The 17,371-nt window shown below is 66.6% G+C and carries 16 protein-coding genes; 7 read left to right on the top strand and 9 right to left on the bottom strand.

Going from position 1 to position 17,371, the window contains the following annotated elements; translation table 11 throughout:
- Positions 1–10: 10 nt before the first annotated feature.
- From L810_RS05400 to L810_RS05390, 3 genes are all read right to left on the bottom strand, one after another.
- A complete protein-coding gene (locus tag L810_RS05400; protein WP_021157361.1) occupies positions 11–1,282 on the bottom strand; it encodes a type II toxin-antitoxin system HipA family toxin in 1,272 nt (423 codons plus the stop codon).
- Complete coding sequence (locus L810_RS05395; protein ID WP_021157360.1) at positions 1,279–1,791, bottom strand: helix-turn-helix domain-containing protein; 513 nt, start codon at positions 1,789–1,791, stop codon at positions 1,279–1,281. The genes L810_RS05400 and L810_RS05395 overlap by 4 nt, the downstream gene beginning before the upstream one ends.
- 197 nt (positions 1,792–1,988) lie before the next feature.
- A complete protein-coding gene (locus L810_RS05390) occupies positions 1,989–2,909 on the bottom strand; it encodes a LysR substrate-binding domain-containing protein (RefSeq protein WP_021157359.1) in 921 nt (306 codons plus the stop codon).
- A 108-nt stretch (positions 2,910–3,017) separates the two neighbouring features.
- Here L810_RS05390 and L810_RS05385 point away from each other — a divergent pair, with 108 nt between their 5' ends.
- Together L810_RS05385 and L810_RS05380 are read left to right on the top strand one after the other, a co-directional pair.
- A complete protein-coding gene (locus tag L810_RS05385; RefSeq protein WP_021157358.1) occupies positions 3,018–4,100 on the top strand; it encodes a tartrate dehydrogenase in 1,083 nt (360 codons plus the stop codon).
- 208 nt (positions 4,101–4,308) lie between these two features.
- Positions 4,309–5,619, top strand: coding sequence for an MFS transporter (locus tag L810_RS05380; protein ID WP_021157356.1), 1,311 nt, complete (start codon positions 4,309–4,311; stop codon positions 5,617–5,619).
- 67 nt (positions 5,620–5,686) lie between these two features.
- Here the strand turns inward: L810_RS05380 and L810_RS48905 are convergent, their stop codons facing one another.
- From L810_RS48905 to L810_RS05360, 5 genes are all read right to left on the bottom strand, one after another.
- The gene (locus L810_RS48905; RefSeq protein WP_021157355.1) at positions 5,687–5,821 is read right to left on the bottom strand and encodes a hypothetical protein; all 135 of its coding nucleotides are present in this window, start codon (positions 5,819–5,821) and stop codon (positions 5,687–5,689) included.
- 51 nt (positions 5,822–5,872) lie between these two features.
- Positions 5,873–6,370, bottom strand: a complete 498-nt coding sequence (locus L810_RS05375) for a hypothetical protein (protein ID WP_021157354.1) — start codon at positions 6,368–6,370, stop codon at positions 5,873–5,875.
- 223 nt (positions 6,371–6,593) lie between these two features.
- Entirely contained in the window at positions 6,594–7,928 is a 1,335-nt protein-coding gene (gene argG / locus L810_RS05370; protein ID WP_021157353.1) for an argininosuccinate synthase, read from the bottom strand.
- A gap of 320 nt (positions 7,929–8,248) precedes the next feature.
- A complete protein-coding gene (locus L810_RS05365) occupies positions 8,249–9,319 on the bottom strand; it encodes an FUSC family protein (protein ID WP_021157352.1) in 1,071 nt (356 codons plus the stop codon).
- 163 nt (positions 9,320–9,482) lie between these two features.
- Entirely contained in the window at positions 9,483–11,015 is a 1,533-nt protein-coding gene (locus L810_RS05360; RefSeq protein ID WP_042973353.1) for a GGDEF domain-containing protein, read from the bottom strand.
- 599 nt (positions 11,016–11,614) lie between these two features.
- Between L810_RS05360 and L810_RS05355 the strand changes: the two genes are divergently transcribed.
- From L810_RS05355 to L810_RS46900, 5 genes are all read left to right on the top strand, one after another.
- Complete coding sequence (locus L810_RS05355; protein WP_042973318.1) at positions 11,615–13,150, top strand: amino acid permease; 1,536 nt, start codon at positions 11,615–11,617, stop codon at positions 13,148–13,150.
- A 264-nt stretch (positions 13,151–13,414) separates the two neighbouring features.
- Positions 13,415–13,660 (top strand): DUF3717 domain-containing protein, encoded by a 246-nt coding sequence (locus tag L810_RS05350; RefSeq protein ID WP_042973317.1) that lies wholly within the window; start codon positions 13,415–13,417, stop codon positions 13,658–13,660.
- A gap of 185 nt (positions 13,661–13,845) precedes the next feature.
- Positions 13,846–14,763: a LysR family transcriptional regulator gene (locus tag L810_RS05345; RefSeq protein WP_021157347.1), complete on the top strand. Its 918-nt coding sequence runs from the start codon at positions 13,846–13,848 to the stop codon at positions 14,761–14,763.
- A gap of 109 nt (positions 14,764–14,872) precedes the next feature.
- On the top strand, positions 14,873–15,718 hold the full coding sequence (locus L810_RS05340; RefSeq protein WP_021157346.1) for an alpha/beta fold hydrolase: 846 nt from the start codon (positions 14,873–14,875) through the stop codon (positions 15,716–15,718).
- Positions 15,719–16,051: 333 nt separating this feature from the next.
- Complete coding sequence (locus L810_RS46900; protein ID WP_155836123.1) at positions 16,052–16,801, top strand: WD40/YVTN/BNR-like repeat-containing protein; 750 nt, start codon at positions 16,052–16,054, stop codon at positions 16,799–16,801.
- Between the two features lie 106 nt (positions 16,802–16,907).
- Here the strand turns inward: L810_RS46900 and L810_RS05325 are convergent, their stop codons facing one another.
- Positions 16,908–17,261, bottom strand: coding sequence for a hypothetical protein (locus tag L810_RS05325; protein WP_021157344.1), 354 nt, complete (start codon positions 17,259–17,261; stop codon positions 16,908–16,910).
- Positions 17,262–17,371 lie beyond the last annotated feature (110 nt).

Below are 17,371 nucleotides of genomic sequence, written 5' to 3'. Positions count from 1 at the left end.
TGTAGCGCGATCAAGCGCTCGCGAGATGGAACGCGCCGGCCATGCGTTCCTGTTCCCTTGCAGGGAGCGCGAGCCGTGTCGCAAGCGTTCTCCATTGGCCGACGATGCTGCTGAAGTCGGCGATGATCTCGTCGGCGTCCTGTAGCTTGAGCCGAAAATATTCGCATACCTCGCGGGCAAGTTCGAGGTCGAGAGCGTTGTCGGCTTCCGTAATGTTGAGTTTGAGCCCGTCGGCGACGGCGACAGGGTTCATGTCGTAGGCTGCCGAGAGCCGCCACCCCGCACCCGGTACCAGAATGAAGCCGTGATTGCGAAGATGATCGTCGGTGTTCGAGACCAGCAAGTTGAAGACGATTCGCGCCCACAGCTCGCGCAAGTCGGCGTTCGGCTGCGCGCCGTGCCGCATGAGCACTTCGGCCAGTTCAAGATAGCTGACGCCAGTCGACGCGTCGTCGCCGTCGACGTGGTTGGTCATGGTCATCGCCGACGCGAAATGCAGGCGTCGGCCCTCCGCCGTCCGATCGAATCGCCGAACCAGGAAGCAGTGATGCTCGCTGGCGAATTTTCGTGCTTCGGCGTGCGCGACGTTGAGGCCGCAACCCACCGCCAGCGCATTGACGACCATCTCCCAACCGCCGACGTCGTAGTCGTCGCGCGCGCTCGGAAACTTCGCGATATAAAGGCGGCCTTGATCGTCGGCCACGCTTGCCTTGGGTCTTGCGCCGCCGAGCGAGCCGCCGGGGGCGATGAGCATCGACAGCCAGTCGCGGCCATTCGGGGCGGTATTGTCGACGTCTTCCTCCAGCGCGCGACTCGCGCGCTCCAGTTCACGGATCTCGGCAAACGGCGGTGCGGCAAGATCGTGACGGTCGTCGAGGAATTCTCCGGTGTCGTCGAGCTTGTAACGCAATGCGCCGACACGGTACAGGTCGTGCACGCCAAGCAGGTAGTCCGACTCGTGCAGGCGAGTGCCTTTCGGTCGCAGGCCGGCGCGAATGTCACGCTCCAGCCTGCGATCCATCAGCATGCGGCCCCATCGATCGGGGCTGGAGTCGGCGAAGGCGCCGAACGTCTCTCGCGGTGGGGCCGGGTATTGGGGGCCGTCGAAGCAACCGATTGCCGGATCGATCTGCACGTTCGCGAATTCGGGTGCCGCCAGCGCGGCAGACGCATACTGGAACTCGAACCGCTCGCTCGCCCGCGTCTTGCGGCTGTGCAGGAGTCCGAGCTTTTGCGGTTCCGCCAAACCGTCCCAATCTGCGTAGATACCGATCGTCGTCATTTCCCTCGATGCTCCCCATGCCGCTTTCGTGCCGGCTTCAGCAATGCGGCAAGGTCGGCCGCCGTCGTGCCGCGGACATCGCCGTGGTCGGTGGTGTCGGAGGCGGCGCTGCCTGTGTCGGTCGCTTTCGTGGTGGAAGACGCGGTTGCACGATTGCGCCGTTTGGGCTCCGATGCTGCGGCAGAAGACGGCGGCGGCACGGTTCGTCGATCGGGCCGCGGTTTGACGAGCCGCGCGTCTTGAAGCTGGCGGCCGAATTCGTCCGTGGCAGCGAGATTTTCCAGATCGTTCTGGAGCCCCAGGACCTGCATGACGGACAGATACGCGCCCATGGTGACGCCCGACCCGCCGGCTTCGAGTGAACGGAGCGTCATCGGCGACATGCCGGCGCGTTCCGCGACCTGCTTGGCCGTCAGTTTCCGGCGCAGGCGCGCAAGTTTCAGCCGCTCGCCGAATTCGGCGAGCAGCTGGTTCGATACCGGCAGGAGCGGGGCGGTCTTCTTTGCCATGAGGCTAATATTTCAACGTTTTGCTAACGGAAATACCAGAATATTAGCACAATCGGTGCGGTTCATCGGTGTCTCGTGGGCTGGTCGACTATGCGGTATGCCAATATTTTGGCTATTTCTCAAATAAATAGCCAAAATACTGGCATTCTTGTTTCCGTGCCGTGTGCGCGGAGACACCGGGCGTGCCGTGCCGATTCCTACACCGTCCTCAACCGCCCCAGCTCCGCCGCCAGAAAATCCACGAACGCCCGAATCCGCGCGGACATCTGGTGACGCTGCGCATACACCGCATAAATGTCGGCGCCCGGCGTTTCATGATCGGGCAGCACGACGACCAGGCGGCCGTCGGCGAGGTAGTCGCGCAGATCCCATTCCGCGCGCATCAGGATTCCGTGCCCGTCGAGTGCCCACTTCACGGCGATCTCGCCGTCGTTCGTCGTCAGGTTGCCGTTGATCCGCACGGCTTCCGTATTACGCGCCGTGCCGCGCCCGCTCGTCAGGCGCCAGACGCCGTAACCCTCGTCCCCCTGGCGGATGCCGATGCAGTTGTGCCGCGTCAGGTCGTGCGGCGCGCCCGGGGTGCCGTGCCGCGCGAGATAGGCGGGCGACGCGCACAGCAGCCGGCGGTTCGGCGCGAGCCGCCGCGCGACGACGCGCGAATCGGGCGGCTCGCCGAAGCGGATGCACACGTCGAACGTGTCGTCGGTGAGCGGCGGCGGCATCACCGACAACTGCAGTTGCACCGACACTTCCGGATACCGCGCGACGAAGCGCGAAATCGCCGGGCCGACGTGGCTGCGCCCGAAACCGAGCGTCGCATTCACGCGCAGCAACCCCTTCGGGCGCTGCTTCGCGCTGCCGAGCAGCTCGCCGAGTTCGTCCATCTGGTCGAGGATCCGGCGCGCGTAGTCGAGAAACACGTCGCCTTCCGGCGTCAGCATCATCCGCCGCGTCGTGCGGTTCACCAGCGTGACGCCCGCGCGCCGCTCCATCTGCGTGAGCCGCTTGCTGACGGCCGCCGCGGTCAGCCCGAGTTCGCGCGCGGCCGCGCTGAGGCTGCCTGAGGCGGCGAGCGTCGAGAAGAAGCCGAGATCGGCCGGCTGGACGGTATCCGCCATGACGGGATTCATGAATTCAAGTTAAAGATGCTTTGAGTCTAGCACCGGTTCCTGCACTCCCGGTTCGGTAAAGTGCCTTCACGCTGACGATCAATCGAGGATGTGCGCATGAAGACCTACCGTATCGCAACGATTCCCGGCGACGGGATCGGCAAGGAAGTGGTGCCGGCCGGCAAGCAGGTGCTGGAAGCGCTGGCCCGCGGCAGCGACCGCTTCGCGTTCGAGTTCGAGGATTTCGACTGGGGCGCCGATCATTACCGCGAGCACGGCGCGATGATGCCGGCCGACGGCCTCGACGCGCTGCGCGGCAAGGACGCGATCCTGTTCGGCTCGGCGGGTGACCCCGACGTGCCCGACCACGTGACGCTGTGGGGGCTGCGCCTGAAGATCTGCCAGGGCTTCGACCAGTATGCGAACGTGCGCCCGACGCGCATCCTGCCCGGTATCGACGCGCCGCTGAAGCGCTGCGGGCCCGGCGACCTGAACTGGGTGATCGTCCGCGAGAACTCCGAGGGCGAATATGCGGGCGTCGGCGGCCGCGTGCACCAGGGCCATCCGATCGAGGCCGCGACCGACGTGTCGATCCTCACGCGCGCCGGCGTCGAACGCATCATGCGCTTCGCGTTCCGGCTCGCGCAGTCGCGCCCGCGCAAGCTGCTGACCGTGATCACCAAGAGCAACGCGCAGCGGCACGCGATGGTGATGTGGGACGAGATCGCGAAGCAGGTCGCGCAGGAGTTTCCCGACGTGACGTGGGACAAGGAGCTTGTCGACGCGGCGACCGCGCGCATGGTCAACCGGCCGGCGTCGCTCGACACGATCGTCGCGACCAACCTGCACGCGGACATCCTCAGCGATCTCGCGGCCGCGCTCGCCGGCAGCCTCGGCATCGCACCGACCGGCAACATCGATCCCGAGCGTCGTTATCCGTCGATGTTCGAGCCGATCCACGGCTCCGCGTTCGACATCATGGGCAAGGGGCTCGCGAATCCGGTCGGCACGTTCTGGTCGGTCGTGATGCTGCTCGACCACCTCGGCGAAGCGGAAGCCGCCGCGCGCGTGATGCAGGCGATCGAGGCGGTGACGTCCGACCCGTCGTTGCACACGCGCGATCTCGGCGGCAGCGCGACGACCGCGCAGGTGACGGCGGCTGTCTGCGAGCGTGTCGCGAACGCGGCGATCGCCGCCTGACGACACGGGCGGCGATGGGCGGGCGGGCCGCGACGTAGCGGCGGCGCGCGTGCGCAGCCGGTAAGCGGCCGTCGCCCGTTCATCGTTCTCGTTTTCCTGCCCGCGACTCGCGCATCCGACGCGAGCCGGGTGCCTGCCCGCCCGCTTCGCAGCGGCGCCGGCAAGCATTCACGGACAGAGCACGGCTCGACCTCGAAGGAGGAGACACATGCAAGCGAATCTGGAAACCCGCGTCGCGCGGAAACTGATGTGGCGCATCATTCCGTTCGTGATGCTGCTTTATTTCGTCAGCTTTCTCGATCGCGTCAACGTCGGCTTTGCCGCGATGACGATGAACAAGGCGATCGGCCTGTCGCCGACCGCGTTCGGGTTCGGCGGCGGCCTGTTCTTCATCGGCTACTTCCTGTTCGAAGTGCCGTCCAACCTGATTCTGCATCGCGTCGGCGCGCGCATCTGGATCGCACGCGTGATGGTCACGTGGGGGATCGTGTCGGCCGTGTCCGCATTCGCGGCCGGGCCGACGAGCTTCTACGTGCTGCGCTTCCTGCTCGGCATGGCCGAGGCCGGATTCTTCCCCGGCATCATCCTGTACCTGAGCCTGTGGTTTCCCGCGAAGCAGCGCGCGGTGGCCGCCGCGTGGTTCATGGCGGCCGCGCCGATCTCGACTGCGATCGGTTCGCCGCTGTCGGGCGCGATCATGCAGATGCCGCCGATGTTCGGGCTCGCCGACTGGCAGATGCTGTACATCGTCGAAGCGCTGCCGGCGGTCGCGCTCGGCTTCGTCGTGCTCAGGTGCCTGACCGATTCGCCGTCGCAGGCCGGATGGCTGCGGGCGGACGAGCGCGACTGGCTGGTCGCGAAGCTGAAAGCCGAAGCCGATGCGCGCCACACGCATGCCGGGCATACCGCCGGCGCGTGGCAGGCGCTGCGCGATCCGCGCGTGCTGGCGCTTGCGCTGATCTATTTCGGCACGTCGGCGGGGCTGTACACGCTTGGCCTGTGGGCGCCATTGATGGTCAAGCAGTTCGGCTTCACCGCGCTGCAGACGGGCCTGCTCACCGGCATCCCGAGCATTGCCGCGGTCGTCGCAATGATCGCCTGGGCGCGGCATTCGGATCGCAGCGGCGAGCGCACCTGGCACGTCGTGATTCCGTGCGTGCTCGCGTGCATCGGCTTCGTGTTTGCGGGGCAGGCGGGCACCGCGCTGCTCACCGTGCTCGCGCTGGTCGTCGTCAACATCGGGATCAGTGCCGCGAAGGCGCCGCTGTGGGCGATGCCGAGCGCGTTCCTGTCGGGTGCCGGCGCGGCGGCCGGCATCGCGATGATCAACTCGATCGGCAACCTCGGCGGGTTCGTCGGGCCGTTCGCGATCGGCTGGCTGAAGCACGTGACGGGTGGTTATGCCACGGGGCTCTACGTGGTGGCGGGCACGCTCGCGGTGTCGGCGGTCGTCACGCTGATGCTGAGCCGCAAGGGCGAGAAGGAAGCGGCCGTGCCGGGCGTGCGGCATCACTCGTAGGCGCGGCCGGTGCGCCGGGACGGCGCGTATCGCGAGCCCGCCCGGCTTCGTGCACCGGGAGGCACGATCAGCTGTGCGTGAGCGTCAGCGCATGGAATTTCACGACCGTGCCGGGCGTCGTCGGCGGCGTGCCGGACACAGCCGTCCGGTCGACATCACCGGCCCTGAAACAGAAACGCTCGCCGACGAAGCTCGAATCCATCGTGAAGGTTCCGGTCGTGCCGTTCGCCGTGACGGTGACCGTCGTGCCGCTCTACGACGCCGTCGCAGCGACGTGCCGCGCGATACGCGCCGCACAGGCGTCGGGCGTCGCGTCCGACGTATCGAGCACCATCTGGCTGAATGGCCGCGACGCATAACCTTCGCGATACATCTCGGCGATCCGGCTCCGCTCCCAGTCCGTCAGCGCGCGCGAGCCGCGATTCGACGACGCGATCGCTTCGGGCGGCGCAAGCGTCACGACGAACAACCGCGCATCGCGCGCTTCGCAGGCGGCGCGCAGCCGCCCGAATTCCGTGTCGCCGATCGGATAGGCGATGACCAGATGACGCTCGCGCGCATTCGCGATCTGCGTGACGAGACGCTCGAGCGCGATCGCCCACTGCACGTCGAACGGTGCGTCTTCGGGCGCATCGTGATCGTCGCCGTCGATGAAGCGCGCATCGGGCAGCATGCGGGTGAGCGCGAGACCGATCGTCGTCTTGCCGCTGTTGATCGGGCCGTTCAGGTGGATGACGGTCAGGGTGGTCATGAGTCGACGAAGAAATCGAACGACTCGCAGCTTGCCATGACTGGTGCGGCGGCGCAGTGCCGTTGGTGCGCTACGCGGCGTGATGCAACTGCGGAAGGGGAAGCGGAAAGGCGGGGGAGAGGAAGGGAGCGGCAGGCTGCGTGCGTGAAGAAGAGGATCGACCCGCGCAGCCTGTCCGGCCGTGCCGCATCCAGCGATGCGGCACGGCGTCGAGCGACGCGACTTACTTGTCGTCGCCCTTGATCTGCGGCAGCGCCGATGCTTCGCCCGGCGTCAGCAGCCCGACTTGCGAATACACGCGCAGCTTGTCGCGCGTATCGGTGATGTCGAGGTTGCGCATCGTCAGCTGGCCGATCCGGTCGCGCGGCGAGAACGTCGATGCCACCTTCTCCATCGACAGGCGTTCCGGCTGGTACGTGAGGTTCGGCGACTTCGTGCTCAGGATCGAGTAGTCGTTGCCGCGGCGCAGTTCGATCTTCACTTCGCCGGTGATCGCGCGCGCGACCCAGCGCTGGGCCGTTTCACGCAGCATGATCGCCTGCGGGTCGAACCAGCGGCCCTGGTACAGCAGGCGGCCGAGACGGCGGCCGTTCTCGCGGTACTGCTCGATCGTGTCTTCGTTGTGGATGCCGGTGACGAGACGCTCGTATGCGATGTACAGCAGCGCGAGGCCCGGGGCTTCGTAGATGCCGCGGCTCTTCGCCTCGATGATCCGGTTTTCGATCTGGTCGCTCATGCCGAGGCCGTGACGGCCGCCGATGCGGTTCGCTTCCAGCAGCAGCTCGACCGGGTCGGTGAACTCGACGCCGTTCAGCGCGACCGGCTGGCCGGCTTCGAAGCGCACCGTCACTTCTTCCGCGGCGATCTTGACGTCGTCGCGCCAGAACGCGACGCCCATGATCGGGTTCACGATCTTGATGCCGCTCTCGAGGCTTTCGAGATCCTTCGCTTCGTGCGTCGCGCCGAGCAGGTTCGAATCGGTCGAGTAGGCCTTCTCGGCCGACATCTTGTATGCGAAACCGGCCTGGTTCATGAACTCGGACATTTCGGCACGGCCGCCGAGCTCGTCGATGAACGTCTGGTCGAGCCACGGCTTGTAGATCTTCAGATCCGGGTTCACGAGCAGGCCGTAGCGGTAGAAGCGCTCGATGTCGTTGCCCTTGTACGTGCTGCCGTCGCCCCAGATGTTGACGCCGTCTTCCTTCATCGCGGCGACGAGCATCGTGCCCGTCACGGCGCGGCCGATCGGCGTGGTGTTGAAGTACGTGACGCCGGCCGTCGTGATGTGGAACGCACCGCTTTGCAGCGCCGCGATGCCTTCTGCGACGAGCTGCGCGCGGCAGTCGATCAGGCGGGCGCCGGCTGCGCCGTATTCGATCGCGCGTTTCGGGATCGCGTCGTAATCGTCTTCGTCGGGCTGGCCGAGGTTCGCCGTGTATGCGTACGGGACGGCGCCCTTGAGTTTCATCCAGTGCAGCGCTGCGCTGGTGTCCAGGCCGCCGGAGAAGGCGATACCGACCTTCTGGCCGGTCGGGAGGCTTTCGAGAATCGTGCTCATAGGAATTACCGTGGATTGAAGCCGGTGGGATCGTATTTCGCGGAATATGCGAGTATCGGCTGTCCGGGAGGTTGGGGCAAGGGTTGATTTTTGTCCGGAACCGTCGCCGGGCCTGTCGCGGCGGGCCTGACGGGCGGTTAACCGGGTGGAGAACGCCGCCCGGGACGGCGCGAAATCACGGCAAATCAGGCGCCGATGAGCGCGGACGCCGGCCGTGTTTCCGGGGCCGGATCGGCCGGGCTGCAGCGGTCGGGATGCCGGTGTGTCGCGCCGAAAGGAATATGAAAGACGCCGGCGTAAAGCCCGGATGCCCGCGAGCGTCAGATATTCCACGACTGGGCGGTATCGAGCAGCTTCTCGCGCAACTGGTCGACTTCGCCGGCCAGCTTGGCCGTGATCGACACGTAGCCGGACAGCTGCGGCGGCGGTGCGTCGTGCGCTGGCTCGGCCGGCCGGCGGCGCGGCGCGAGCCGGCTCGGCGTGCCGAACTTGAGCGCGCGGCTCGCGCCCACCAGCGTATCGCGGATGCGCCGGTTCACGGCCTTCATGTCGACGCGCATGTATTCGCGGGCCGCGAGGTCGTCGCGGGCCGGCACCGCGCTCGACAGGATCTCCAGGTAGCCGATGCACAGGCGCAGGCTGCGCTGGATCGCCTCGAGCTGCGTCATCGACGTCTCGCATTCCTTCGACACCGACGGCATCAGCGAGCGCAACTGCACGAGCAGCGCGCTCAGCGCGGCCATTTCCTTCAGGTGCGCGTCGTCGCTCACCTGGCGGTCGCCCGCGACCCGCGCATGCACGGCCGCGCACGCGCGCAGCGCGTCGGCGAGCTTGTAGCGCCACGAATAGGTCGCGTAGAGCGGCAGCGCGAACGAGAACGCCAGCGCGATCGCGATGCCGATCAGCACGTTCACCGCGCGCCACAGGCCGTCGACGATCTCGTTGTCGCCGTGCCCGGCGACGATCACCATCGTGATCGCCGACAGCAGCGCGATATAGCCGGCCTTGCCGATCGCGTGATACGCGCAGACGCCGCACGCGAGCGCCATCAGCAGGTAGATCGCGATCGGCGCGTGCGCGGCGGAATACAGCAGGATCAGCCCGAGCCCCGCGAGCGCGCCGATCGACGTGCCGAGCGCGCGCTCGGCCGCCTTCTTGCGGATGTTGCCGTGATGCTGCAGCCCGCCGACGACGATCAGCACGGTAATCGTCGACCACTCGCCGTGCGGCACGTTCAGGCCGGTGGACAGCGCGATCGACACGAGAATCGCGAGCGCGACGCGCGCCGCATGGATCAGCTTCGCGTGCCGGTAGCGGCGGTACGGGTCGAGCAGCGGGCGGAGCGCGTTGCGCAGGAGCGGCGGCAGCCGGGCAGGGAACGGGGTGGTCATGGCGGAGCTGGAGTGGCCGGAACGCGCATCGCGGCCTGCGCGGGCCGGCGCCGCGCCGCGTGCGCAGCAGACGTAACGCTAGCCGAACGCGGCAGGGCTGTCCACGGGCGCGGTCGTCGGCGGAGCCGGCCGCCGCGCGGCTTCGCGTCACGTCAGCGCACTGTCATGCGTCCGCGGTGCCCGGCAGCGCTTCCAGCACGCGGTTGCGTCCGCCGGACTTCGCCCGGTACAGCGCCTCGTCGGCACGCTGCAGCAGCGTCGCGGCATTCAGGCGGCCGTCAGCGGCGGTCGCCGCGCCGATGCTCGCCGTGACACGTCCGTACGGGCTTTTCACGTGCTCGATGCCGAGCTCCGCGATCGCGCGCCGGATACCTTCGGCGACGGTCACCGCGCCTTGCGCATCGGTGTCGGGCAGCGTGACGACGAATTCTTCGCCGCCGTAGCGCGCGACGTGATCGCTGTCGCGACGCAGGCAGCGCGACGCGGTTTGCGCGACGCGCCGCAGCACGTCGTCGCCGGCCGGATGGCCGTAGTAGTCGTTGAACGCCTTGAAGTGATCGACGTCGACGAACAGCACCGACAGCGGGCGGCCGCTGCGTGACGCACGCTGCGCCTCCTTCGTGAGCACGGTGTCGAACGTGCCGCGGTTGTCGAGGCCCGTCAGCGCATCGGTGTGCGCGAGCCGGTACAGCTTCGATTCGGCGACCTGCCGGCGCTTCAGTTCGCGCGACAGCGCCAGCGACCCCCACGCGATGAATCCGGTGAACAGGCACATCAGCACGACGGTCCAGATCGCGCGGTGGTGCCACGACGCGTAGATGTCGACCTCGGCGGGCGCGACGTCGACGATCAGCGGCAGGCCGGCAAGATGCTTGTAAACATAGACGCGCCGCACGCCGTCGATGCTGCCGACGCCCGACAGCACGCCTTCCTGCCTGCGCAGCGCCTCGATGAACAGCGGCGACCCGCGCAGGTCGATGCCGACCACGCGCGCGTCGTAGGGCAGTCGGCTCACGAGCGTGCCGTTGAGCTCGGCGATGGCCGCGCTCCCGTGCTTGCCGACCGCGAGGCCGTCGAGCAGCGCGCGGAAGTAGTCGATGCTGAGCGTGCCGACGACGATGCCGCCGAACGAGCCGTCGGGCAGCGTGATCCGGCGGCTGAGCGCGATCGTCAGCGCGCCGCCGCGCAGCCGGGATGCGTACGGCCGACTGATATAGAGGCCCTGCGCGACATCGTTGCGGTGCACGGCGAAATAGTCGCGATCCGCAAAGTTGCCTTGCCGCGCGGGCGATGCGCTCGAATCGATCACGATATTGCCGTGCGCATCCATCACGAACAGCGACCCGAGATATTCGCCGGTGGCGGCGCGGTCGAACAGCAGCCGATGGCGCTGGCGGGGCGGCAATGTCGTCAGTTCCGGATCGGCCACGCCGTCGAGGACGTTCTGCAGCGACAAATCGTAGAGCTCGATATTGCGCGCGATATCGCGTTCGATCAGCAGCATCAGGTTGCGTGCATTTTCGACCGCATGGTCATATGCATCGCGCCGCGCCTCGATTAAAAGCGCCGTGGAAAGCCCCCAGCTGAACATCAGCAGCAAAATCCCCGCAACGAGCACGCCGCGGGGCGACAGAATGCGTGCCACGATCGACGCCGTATGGCGGCGCAGCGTGGCGGGCAGCGTGAATGACTTCATCCTCGAGGGCGGCGGGCGGCGGATATCGCGTCGTTGGCGATTCCGCTCGCTGTTGATTTCGAATCGGGCCGCATTATCTCGCGAATTCGCGGCATTCGTGTGCGCATGCAAAAGATGCATGCCCGGGCGGCGATTTGAAACGGTTACGCATCGTTACCGCTTTAGGTGCGGGTGATTTGATTTGAATCAATTGCCGATATCGGTCATTTTGTCTGAATAATCCCGTGATTACCCGGCGATTATGTGTGCCGTCGCGGTAGCTGGCGGATTGCGACAAGGCAGCGGAGAAACACCGTGGCAGCGGAAAACTGGATGACCACCCGGCGCGCATGGTTTTTTGCACCGGCGCGCGGCGACGGCCCGGCCGGCCCGGTCGCGACGCGGCCAACCCCTTGATTCTGCGAAATCTCCGGAGCGGCCGCGGGCGGCGGCACCTGAGCTGCCCCCGTGACGAATCAGGTAGAATCCGCGCTTCGCCGCAGGCGCCCGCCGCGCAACGCGTATCGGGGCCGCATCGAATGCATCGCAGGACGCGCCCCGCGCTCCGATTCCGCATGCGCCGGCTACGGATGCCGGCCCGCTCAACGTTCGTCTCGTTTATGTCCGCACTTCCGAAATCCGACCAACCCGGTTCGTCCGCGAACCCACCCAAGCTTCATCGCGCGCTGAAGGCGCGCCACCTGACGATGATCGCCATCGGCGGCTCGATCGGCACGGGCCTGTTCGTCGCGTCCGGCGCGTCGATCTCGCAGGCCGGCCCCGGCGGCGCGATGGTCGCGTACATGCTGATCGGCCTGATGGTCTACTTCCTGATGACGAGCCTCGGCGAAATGGCCGCGTTCATGCCGGTGTCGGGCTCGTTCGCGACCTACGGCGCGAAATACGTGGACGAGGGCTTCGGTTTCGCGCTCGGCTGGAACTACTGGTACAACTGGGCCGTGACGATCGCGGTGGAGCTCGTCGCCGCGCAGCTCGTGATGCATTACTGGTTTCCGGACGTGCCCGGCGTGTGGTGGAGCGCGGCGTTCCTCGGCGTGATGTTCCTGCTCAACGCGCTGACCGTGCGCGGCTTCGGGGAGGCCGAATACTGGTTCGCGCTGATCAAGGTCGTCACGGTGGTCGCGTTCATCGGCGTCGGCCTGCTGATGATCTTCGGCATTCTGAAGGGCGCGCCGAGCAACGGCTGGGGCAACCTGACGATCGGCGACGCCCCGTTCGCGGGCGGCCTGCCGGCGTTGATGGGCGTCGCGATGATCGCCGGCTTCTCGTTCCAGGGCACCGAGCTGATCGGCGTCGCGGCCGGCGAATCGGAAAACCCGCGCACGACGATCCCGCGCGCGGTGCGCCAGGTGTTCTGGCGGATCCTGCTGTTCTACGTGTTCGCGATCTTCGTGATCGGCGTGCTGATTCCCTACACCGACCCGAACCTGCTGAAGACGGACGTGACCGACATCGGCGTGAGCCCGTTCACGCTCGTGTTTCGCCACGCGGGCCTCGCATTCGCGGCCGGCGTGATGAACGCGGTGATCCTCACGGCCGTGCTGTCGGCCGGCAACTCGGGCATGTACGCGTCGACGCGGATGCTCTACAACCTCGCGACCGAAGGCCGTGCGCCGAGGATTTTCGCGAAGTTGTCGCGCGGCGGCGTGCCGCGCAACGCGCTGTACGCGACGACGGCCGTCGGCGCGCTGTGCTTCTTCACGTCGCTGTACGGCGACAAGACCGTGTACCTGTGGCTGCTGAACACGTCGGGGATGACGGGCTTCATCGCATGGCTCGGCATCGCGGTGAGCCACTACCGGTTCCGCAAGGGCTACGTGAAGCAGGGCTACGCGCTCGACCAGCTGCCGTACCAGTCGAAGTGGTTCCCGTTCGGCCCGCTGTTCGCGTTCGTGCTGTGCCTCGTGATCGCGCTCGGGCAGGACTATCAGGCGTTCCTCGCGAACCGGATCGACTGGGCTGGCGTGGCCGCGACCTATGTCGGCATTCCGCTGTTCCTCGTCGTGTGGCTCGGCTTCCGGTTCCTGAAGAAAAGCCGTTTCGTGCGCTACGAGGACATGGAAATCGCGCCGTGGATCGCCGCGAGCCGCGGCGCGCAGCGGCAGCCGGTGGCGAACCGCGAAACCGCGGGCTGACGCGGGCGCGGCGTACAGCCGCGCGGCATGCGACGAAACGGGAAGCCGCGCGCCTCCCGTTTTTTTTGCCCGGCTTTTGCCTGCACGGGGTCAAAGCCGGTTATATTGCCCGACCCTACCGGGCCATGGCCCGGCCGGCGCGGGGCGCGCAGCGCGGATCGGCATCCGGCGCGCGCGCGGTGCGGCGGCCGGCGAGATGCCCGGCGTTTTCATCGTTCCATCCGGGCCGATACGGCCCGCGGAGCGCGCAACCCAGAGGAATCCATGAGCGCATCACCCGCCGAGCGGAAGGCCGGACCCGTTTCCATCGTGCGAATCGAAGCCGCGATCAACGCGTGGCGCGAAGTGTACCCGCCGGCGCCCGACGGCGAGGACGGCTACGCGCTCGATGCCGGCAGCAATTGCCTCGCGGAACTGTACGGCACGATGATCTGCTACCAGCTGCCGGACGTGCCGCTCGACTCGCTGAGCGACGCCCAGCGCGACGCGCTCTACGCGACCGAGGTGTGACGGACGGCGCGTGACGCCGCCGTGCCGCGGCGTCGATCAGGCAACGGGAAGCTCGCGGGCTTCCCGTTTTGCTTTGGGCGGCGCCGGGCGGGGGCCGTGCGTGGCGGATCGCGCCGCCTGCGGTATCGTGACGACATCGTCCGGCCGGGGTTGACCGCCGGATCGCTGTCCGGGAGACATCGAACATGGAGTTGAGACACCTCCGCTACTTCGTCGCGGTTGCCGAAGAGCGGAATTTCACGCGGGCGGCCGAACGGCTGCATATCGCGCAGCCGCCGCTGAGCCGGCAGATCCAGCAGCTCGAGGAAGCGCTCGGCGTGCCGCTGTTCGAGCGCAACGCGCGGCCGCTGAAGCTGACCGACGCGGGGCGCTTCTTCTATTCGCACGCGGTGCAGCTGCTCGCACAGACGACCGAGCTCGAATCGATGACGAAACGGGTCGGCAAGATCGAACGCAGCATGTCGGTCGGCTTCGTCGGCTCGACACTGTACGGGATGCTGCCGAAGATCATCCGGCGCTTTCGCAGCGAGTATCCGGCCGTCGAGCTGAGCCTGCACGAGATGTCGACGATGGACCAGATCAAGGCGCTGAAGGAAGGGCGCATCGACGTCGGGTTCGGGCGCATCCGCCACGAGGACCCGAGCGTGCGGCGCGTCGTGCTGCGCGAGGAGCGGATGATCGTCGCGCTGCCGGTCGGCCATGTGCTCGACAGCGCGAAGCCCGTGCTGTCGCTGCACGATCTCGTCAACGACACGCTGATCATCTTTCCGAAGGCGCCGCGCCCGAGTTATGCGGACCAGGTGCTCGCGGCCTTTCACGATCGCGCGCTGCAGCCGCGCAAGATCTACGAGACGCGCGAACTGCAGATCGCGCTCGGTCTTGTCGCGATGGGCGAGGGTGTGTCGGTGGTGCCGCACAGCGTGTACGGGCTGAAGCGCGACGACATCAGCTACAAGCCGCTCGACGATCCGAACCTCGTGTCGCCGATCATCATGAGCATGCGGATGCTCGACGAATCGGAGGACATCCGCGCGATGCAGGCGCTGATCTACCGGCTGTACGACGAGGCGCAGATGGAGTATCTGCCGCCGCAGCCCGAATGAACGCGCGGGCGGTGGGGGCTTGCTTGACGCTGGGCGCGGGCGCGGGCCAACATCGCCGGATCCGGCAAGGCCGCCGAGGCGCGGCCGCTTTCATGCAGACGACAGGCACATGACCGACATTCCGATCGAGGAGACAACCGTCGAGACGCCGCAAGGGCGCCTCTTCGTGAAACGGTGGCGCGGCGGCCCGGTGCAACGGGCAGCGGGTGCGGGCGAGCCGGCCGCCTCCGAGCCGGCCGCCCCTAAGCCGGCCGCGCCGATCGTGCTGCTGCACGATTCGCTCGGCTGCGTCGACCTGTGGCGCGACTTCCCCGCGCAGCTCGCGAGCGTCACGCAGCGCGACGTGATCGCCTACGACCGCCTCGGTTTCGGCCGCTCGGACCGGCACCCGGGGAAACTCGGCACGACGTTCGTGCGCGACGAGGCCGACCATGCGTTCGCCGCATTGCTCGACCAACTCGATGTCGACGCGTTCGTCGCGTTGGGGCACAGCGTCGGCGGCGGGATGGCGGTCGGGTGTGCCGCTGCCTATCCGGCGCGTTGCCGTGCGCTCGTGACGATCGCCGCGCAGGCATTCGTCGAGGATCGCACGCTGGCCGGCATTCGCGATGCGGGGCAGCAGTTCGACGAACCGGGCCAGCTCGACCGGCTCGCGCGTTATCACGGCGACAAGGCCGAATGGGTGCTGCGCGCGTGGGTCGACACGTGGCTGTCGCCCGCGTTTCGCGACTGGAATCTCGACGCGGATTTGCCGCGCGTGCAATGCGCGACGCTCGCGATTCACGGCGAAGACGACGAATACGGGTCCGACGTGCATCCGAAGCGGATCGCCGCGCGCGTCGCGGGGCCGTCGTCGTATCTGTTGCTCGGCCGGTGCGGGCACATGCCGCACCGCGAGCGGACCGACGACGTGCTCGACGCGGTGAAGGATTTCCTGACGCGGCATGGGGTGTGAGCGCAGGATGGTCGTGCGATGAGTTGTTGATCCGCCGTCCTGGCCTGAAAACAGAGGAATCGTTCGCGCCTGTGCAGCGTATATTGACCCGCGCGAGACCGACGAGGGGGATCCGATGCAGTGCGCTAAATGGATCAAGACTACGCTCGCTGCAGCCTTGTTTGCATTCGGGGGCGCGGCAAGCGTCGCTGATGCGGCGAATTCAGGCGCAGACAATCCGGTACACAAGCTGGAGATCGGTCGGCTGACGATTTTCCAGAAGTACTCGGAGTACCTGCGGTTCGTCTTGGCTGATGACAGGCAAATCGCCGTGACCGATACGGCGGGCTTCTATTGGCCATTGGTGCCGACACGCAGGGGCGCTTCTACATCGGCAACAGGGTCATCGATAGCGCCAATGGTCGTGTGGTAAAAACCGACGCAGATCGACGAGCCATCGTCCTCGGCGCTCATTACACCGTGTCTGCTGACGATGTTCGTCATTCGGTGAAGGTCCGGCGTGGTGGGCACGAGTGCGAAGTCAATGTCAGGAAACTGGGCCTTGATCCGGCAGACGGAAGTGCCAGCGAGTTTCTGCGCGGTGCCGTCCGCTTCGTTGATGCGGACGGGCCGCTGGTCGGCCTGGTAACGTTGGGCGGCAATCAGGCCGGCGACACCCGTTATCTTGCCGTCAGTATTTCGCCCGAGACATGCGCCGTAAAATCGACCGATCTCGGCAACCCGGATTATCTGTTTGAACTGGGTTGGACACCGAACGGACATTGGTGGATAACGGGCACGACCGAGGGAACGTTGATCCGCTCCGATGATGGCATCACGTGGGTCACGACCCAATTGCCTGATACGATTTCCCAGGCTGTCAGTGCGTACGTTGCCGATCCGAACCATGTCTGGCTCGCAGCCAATTATGCGCATATGGCGGACAAGGACAATCCCGAGATCGTGTATTCGGAGGATGGTGGCAAGACATGGACGCCGCTCACGTGGCAGAGCAGCTTGATGTCCCGTATCCCGCCATACTGGCTGGAAGGGCAAATGCGTTCTAGAAGCAAGCCTGTCATGAACGAGTCCAAGACTCGCTGACACAAGTCATCGAGCGACGATGCGGGCGGACGGTCGACGTGCTCGCCGCGGTCTGCGAACTCCTGCACCGCTCGGGCGCCTGAGCCCCCGAGCGGGCAGCGTGCATTCAGAACGCGAGCTGGATCGCGAGATCGATCGCCAGCAGCGCGATCGAGAGACCGATGCCGAGAATCACGTTCGGCAGCCGGTGCTCGAAGTCGCGATTGTCGCGGCGCATCGCGGCGCCGAGCAGGAAGATCGCCTCGACGAAGATCTGCAGCCCGACGAACAGCAGCATCAGCAGATACTCGTAACCCATCTGCTTGAACGCGCCGAACTGCATCCCGTGATCGCGGATCCATTGGCCCACGCGCAGCAGCTCGTAGACGAACAGCAAGGCGGGAAACAGGTAGCTGATGAAATAGGTCGGCGCGGTGGCGTGCCGTAGTTCGAGGTGGAAGTGCTGATGCGTGGTTGCCATCACGAATCCCTCCTTGCAACGCATGATTGCGGTCGCGACGGCCGCGCGACGATGTGCCGATACAGGGATTACCCGAAGCGTCGTGCGCAGCCGTACGTCGCCAGCATACT

The sequence above is a fragment of the Burkholderia sp. AU4i genome, from assembly GCF_000466765.1.
Classification (GTDB): domain Bacteria; phylum Pseudomonadota; class Gammaproteobacteria; order Burkholderiales; family Burkholderiaceae; genus Burkholderia; species Burkholderia cepacia.
The sequence above is the reverse complement of the archived record's forward strand: the minus strand, read 5'-3'. Positions and strand labels throughout refer to the sequence as shown.

What these genes read in the sequence shown, in the direction of transcription:
- L810_RS05400 (WP_021157361.1), bottom strand. Translation starts at nt 1,282, where the DNA reads ATGACGACGATCGGTATCTACGCAGATTGGGACGGTTTGGCGGAACCG.
- L810_RS05395 (WP_021157360.1), bottom strand. Translation starts at nt 1,791, where the DNA reads ATGGCAAAGAAGACCGCCCCGCTCCTGCCGGTATCGAACCAGCTGCTC.
- L810_RS05390 (WP_021157359.1), bottom strand. Translation starts at nt 2,909, where the DNA reads ATGGCGGATACCGTCCAGCCGGCCGATCTCGGCTTCTTCTCGACGCTC.
- L810_RS05385 (WP_021157358.1), top strand. Translation starts at nt 3,018, where the DNA reads ATGAAGACCTACCGTATCGCAACGATTCCCGGCGACGGGATCGGCAAG.
- L810_RS05380 (WP_021157356.1), top strand. Translation starts at nt 4,309, where the DNA reads ATGCAAGCGAATCTGGAAACCCGCGTCGCGCGGAAACTGATGTGGCGC.
- L810_RS48905 (WP_021157355.1), bottom strand. Translation starts at nt 5,821, where the DNA reads ATGGATTCGAGCTTCGTCGGCGAGCGTTTCTGTTTCAGGGCCGGTGAT.
- L810_RS05375 (WP_021157354.1), bottom strand. Translation starts at nt 6,370, where the DNA reads ATGACCACCCTGACCGTCATCCACCTGAACGGCCCGATCAACAGCGGC.
- argG (WP_021157353.1), bottom strand. Translation starts at nt 7,928, where the DNA reads ATGAGCACGATTCTCGAAAGCCTCCCGACCGGCCAGAAGGTCGGTATC.
- L810_RS05365 (WP_021157352.1), bottom strand. Translation starts at nt 9,319, where the DNA reads ATGACCACCCCGTTCCCTGCCCGGCTGCCGCCGCTCCTGCGCAACGCG.
- L810_RS05360 (WP_042973353.1), bottom strand. Translation starts at nt 11,015, where the DNA reads ATGAAGTCATTCACGCTGCCCGCCACGCTGCGCCGCCATACGGCGTCG.
- L810_RS05355 (WP_042973318.1), top strand. Translation starts at nt 11,615, where the DNA reads ATGTCCGCACTTCCGAAATCCGACCAACCCGGTTCGTCCGCGAACCCA.
- L810_RS05350 (WP_042973317.1), top strand. Translation starts at nt 13,415, where the DNA reads ATGAGCGCATCACCCGCCGAGCGGAAGGCCGGACCCGTTTCCATCGTG.
- L810_RS05345 (WP_021157347.1), top strand. Translation starts at nt 13,846, where the DNA reads ATGGAGTTGAGACACCTCCGCTACTTCGTCGCGGTTGCCGAAGAGCGG.
- L810_RS05340 (WP_021157346.1), top strand. Translation starts at nt 14,873, where the DNA reads ATGACCGACATTCCGATCGAGGAGACAACCGTCGAGACGCCGCAAGGG.
- L810_RS05325 (WP_021157344.1), bottom strand. Translation starts at nt 17,261, where the DNA reads ATGGCAACCACGCATCAGCACTTCCACCTCGAACTACGGCACGCCACC.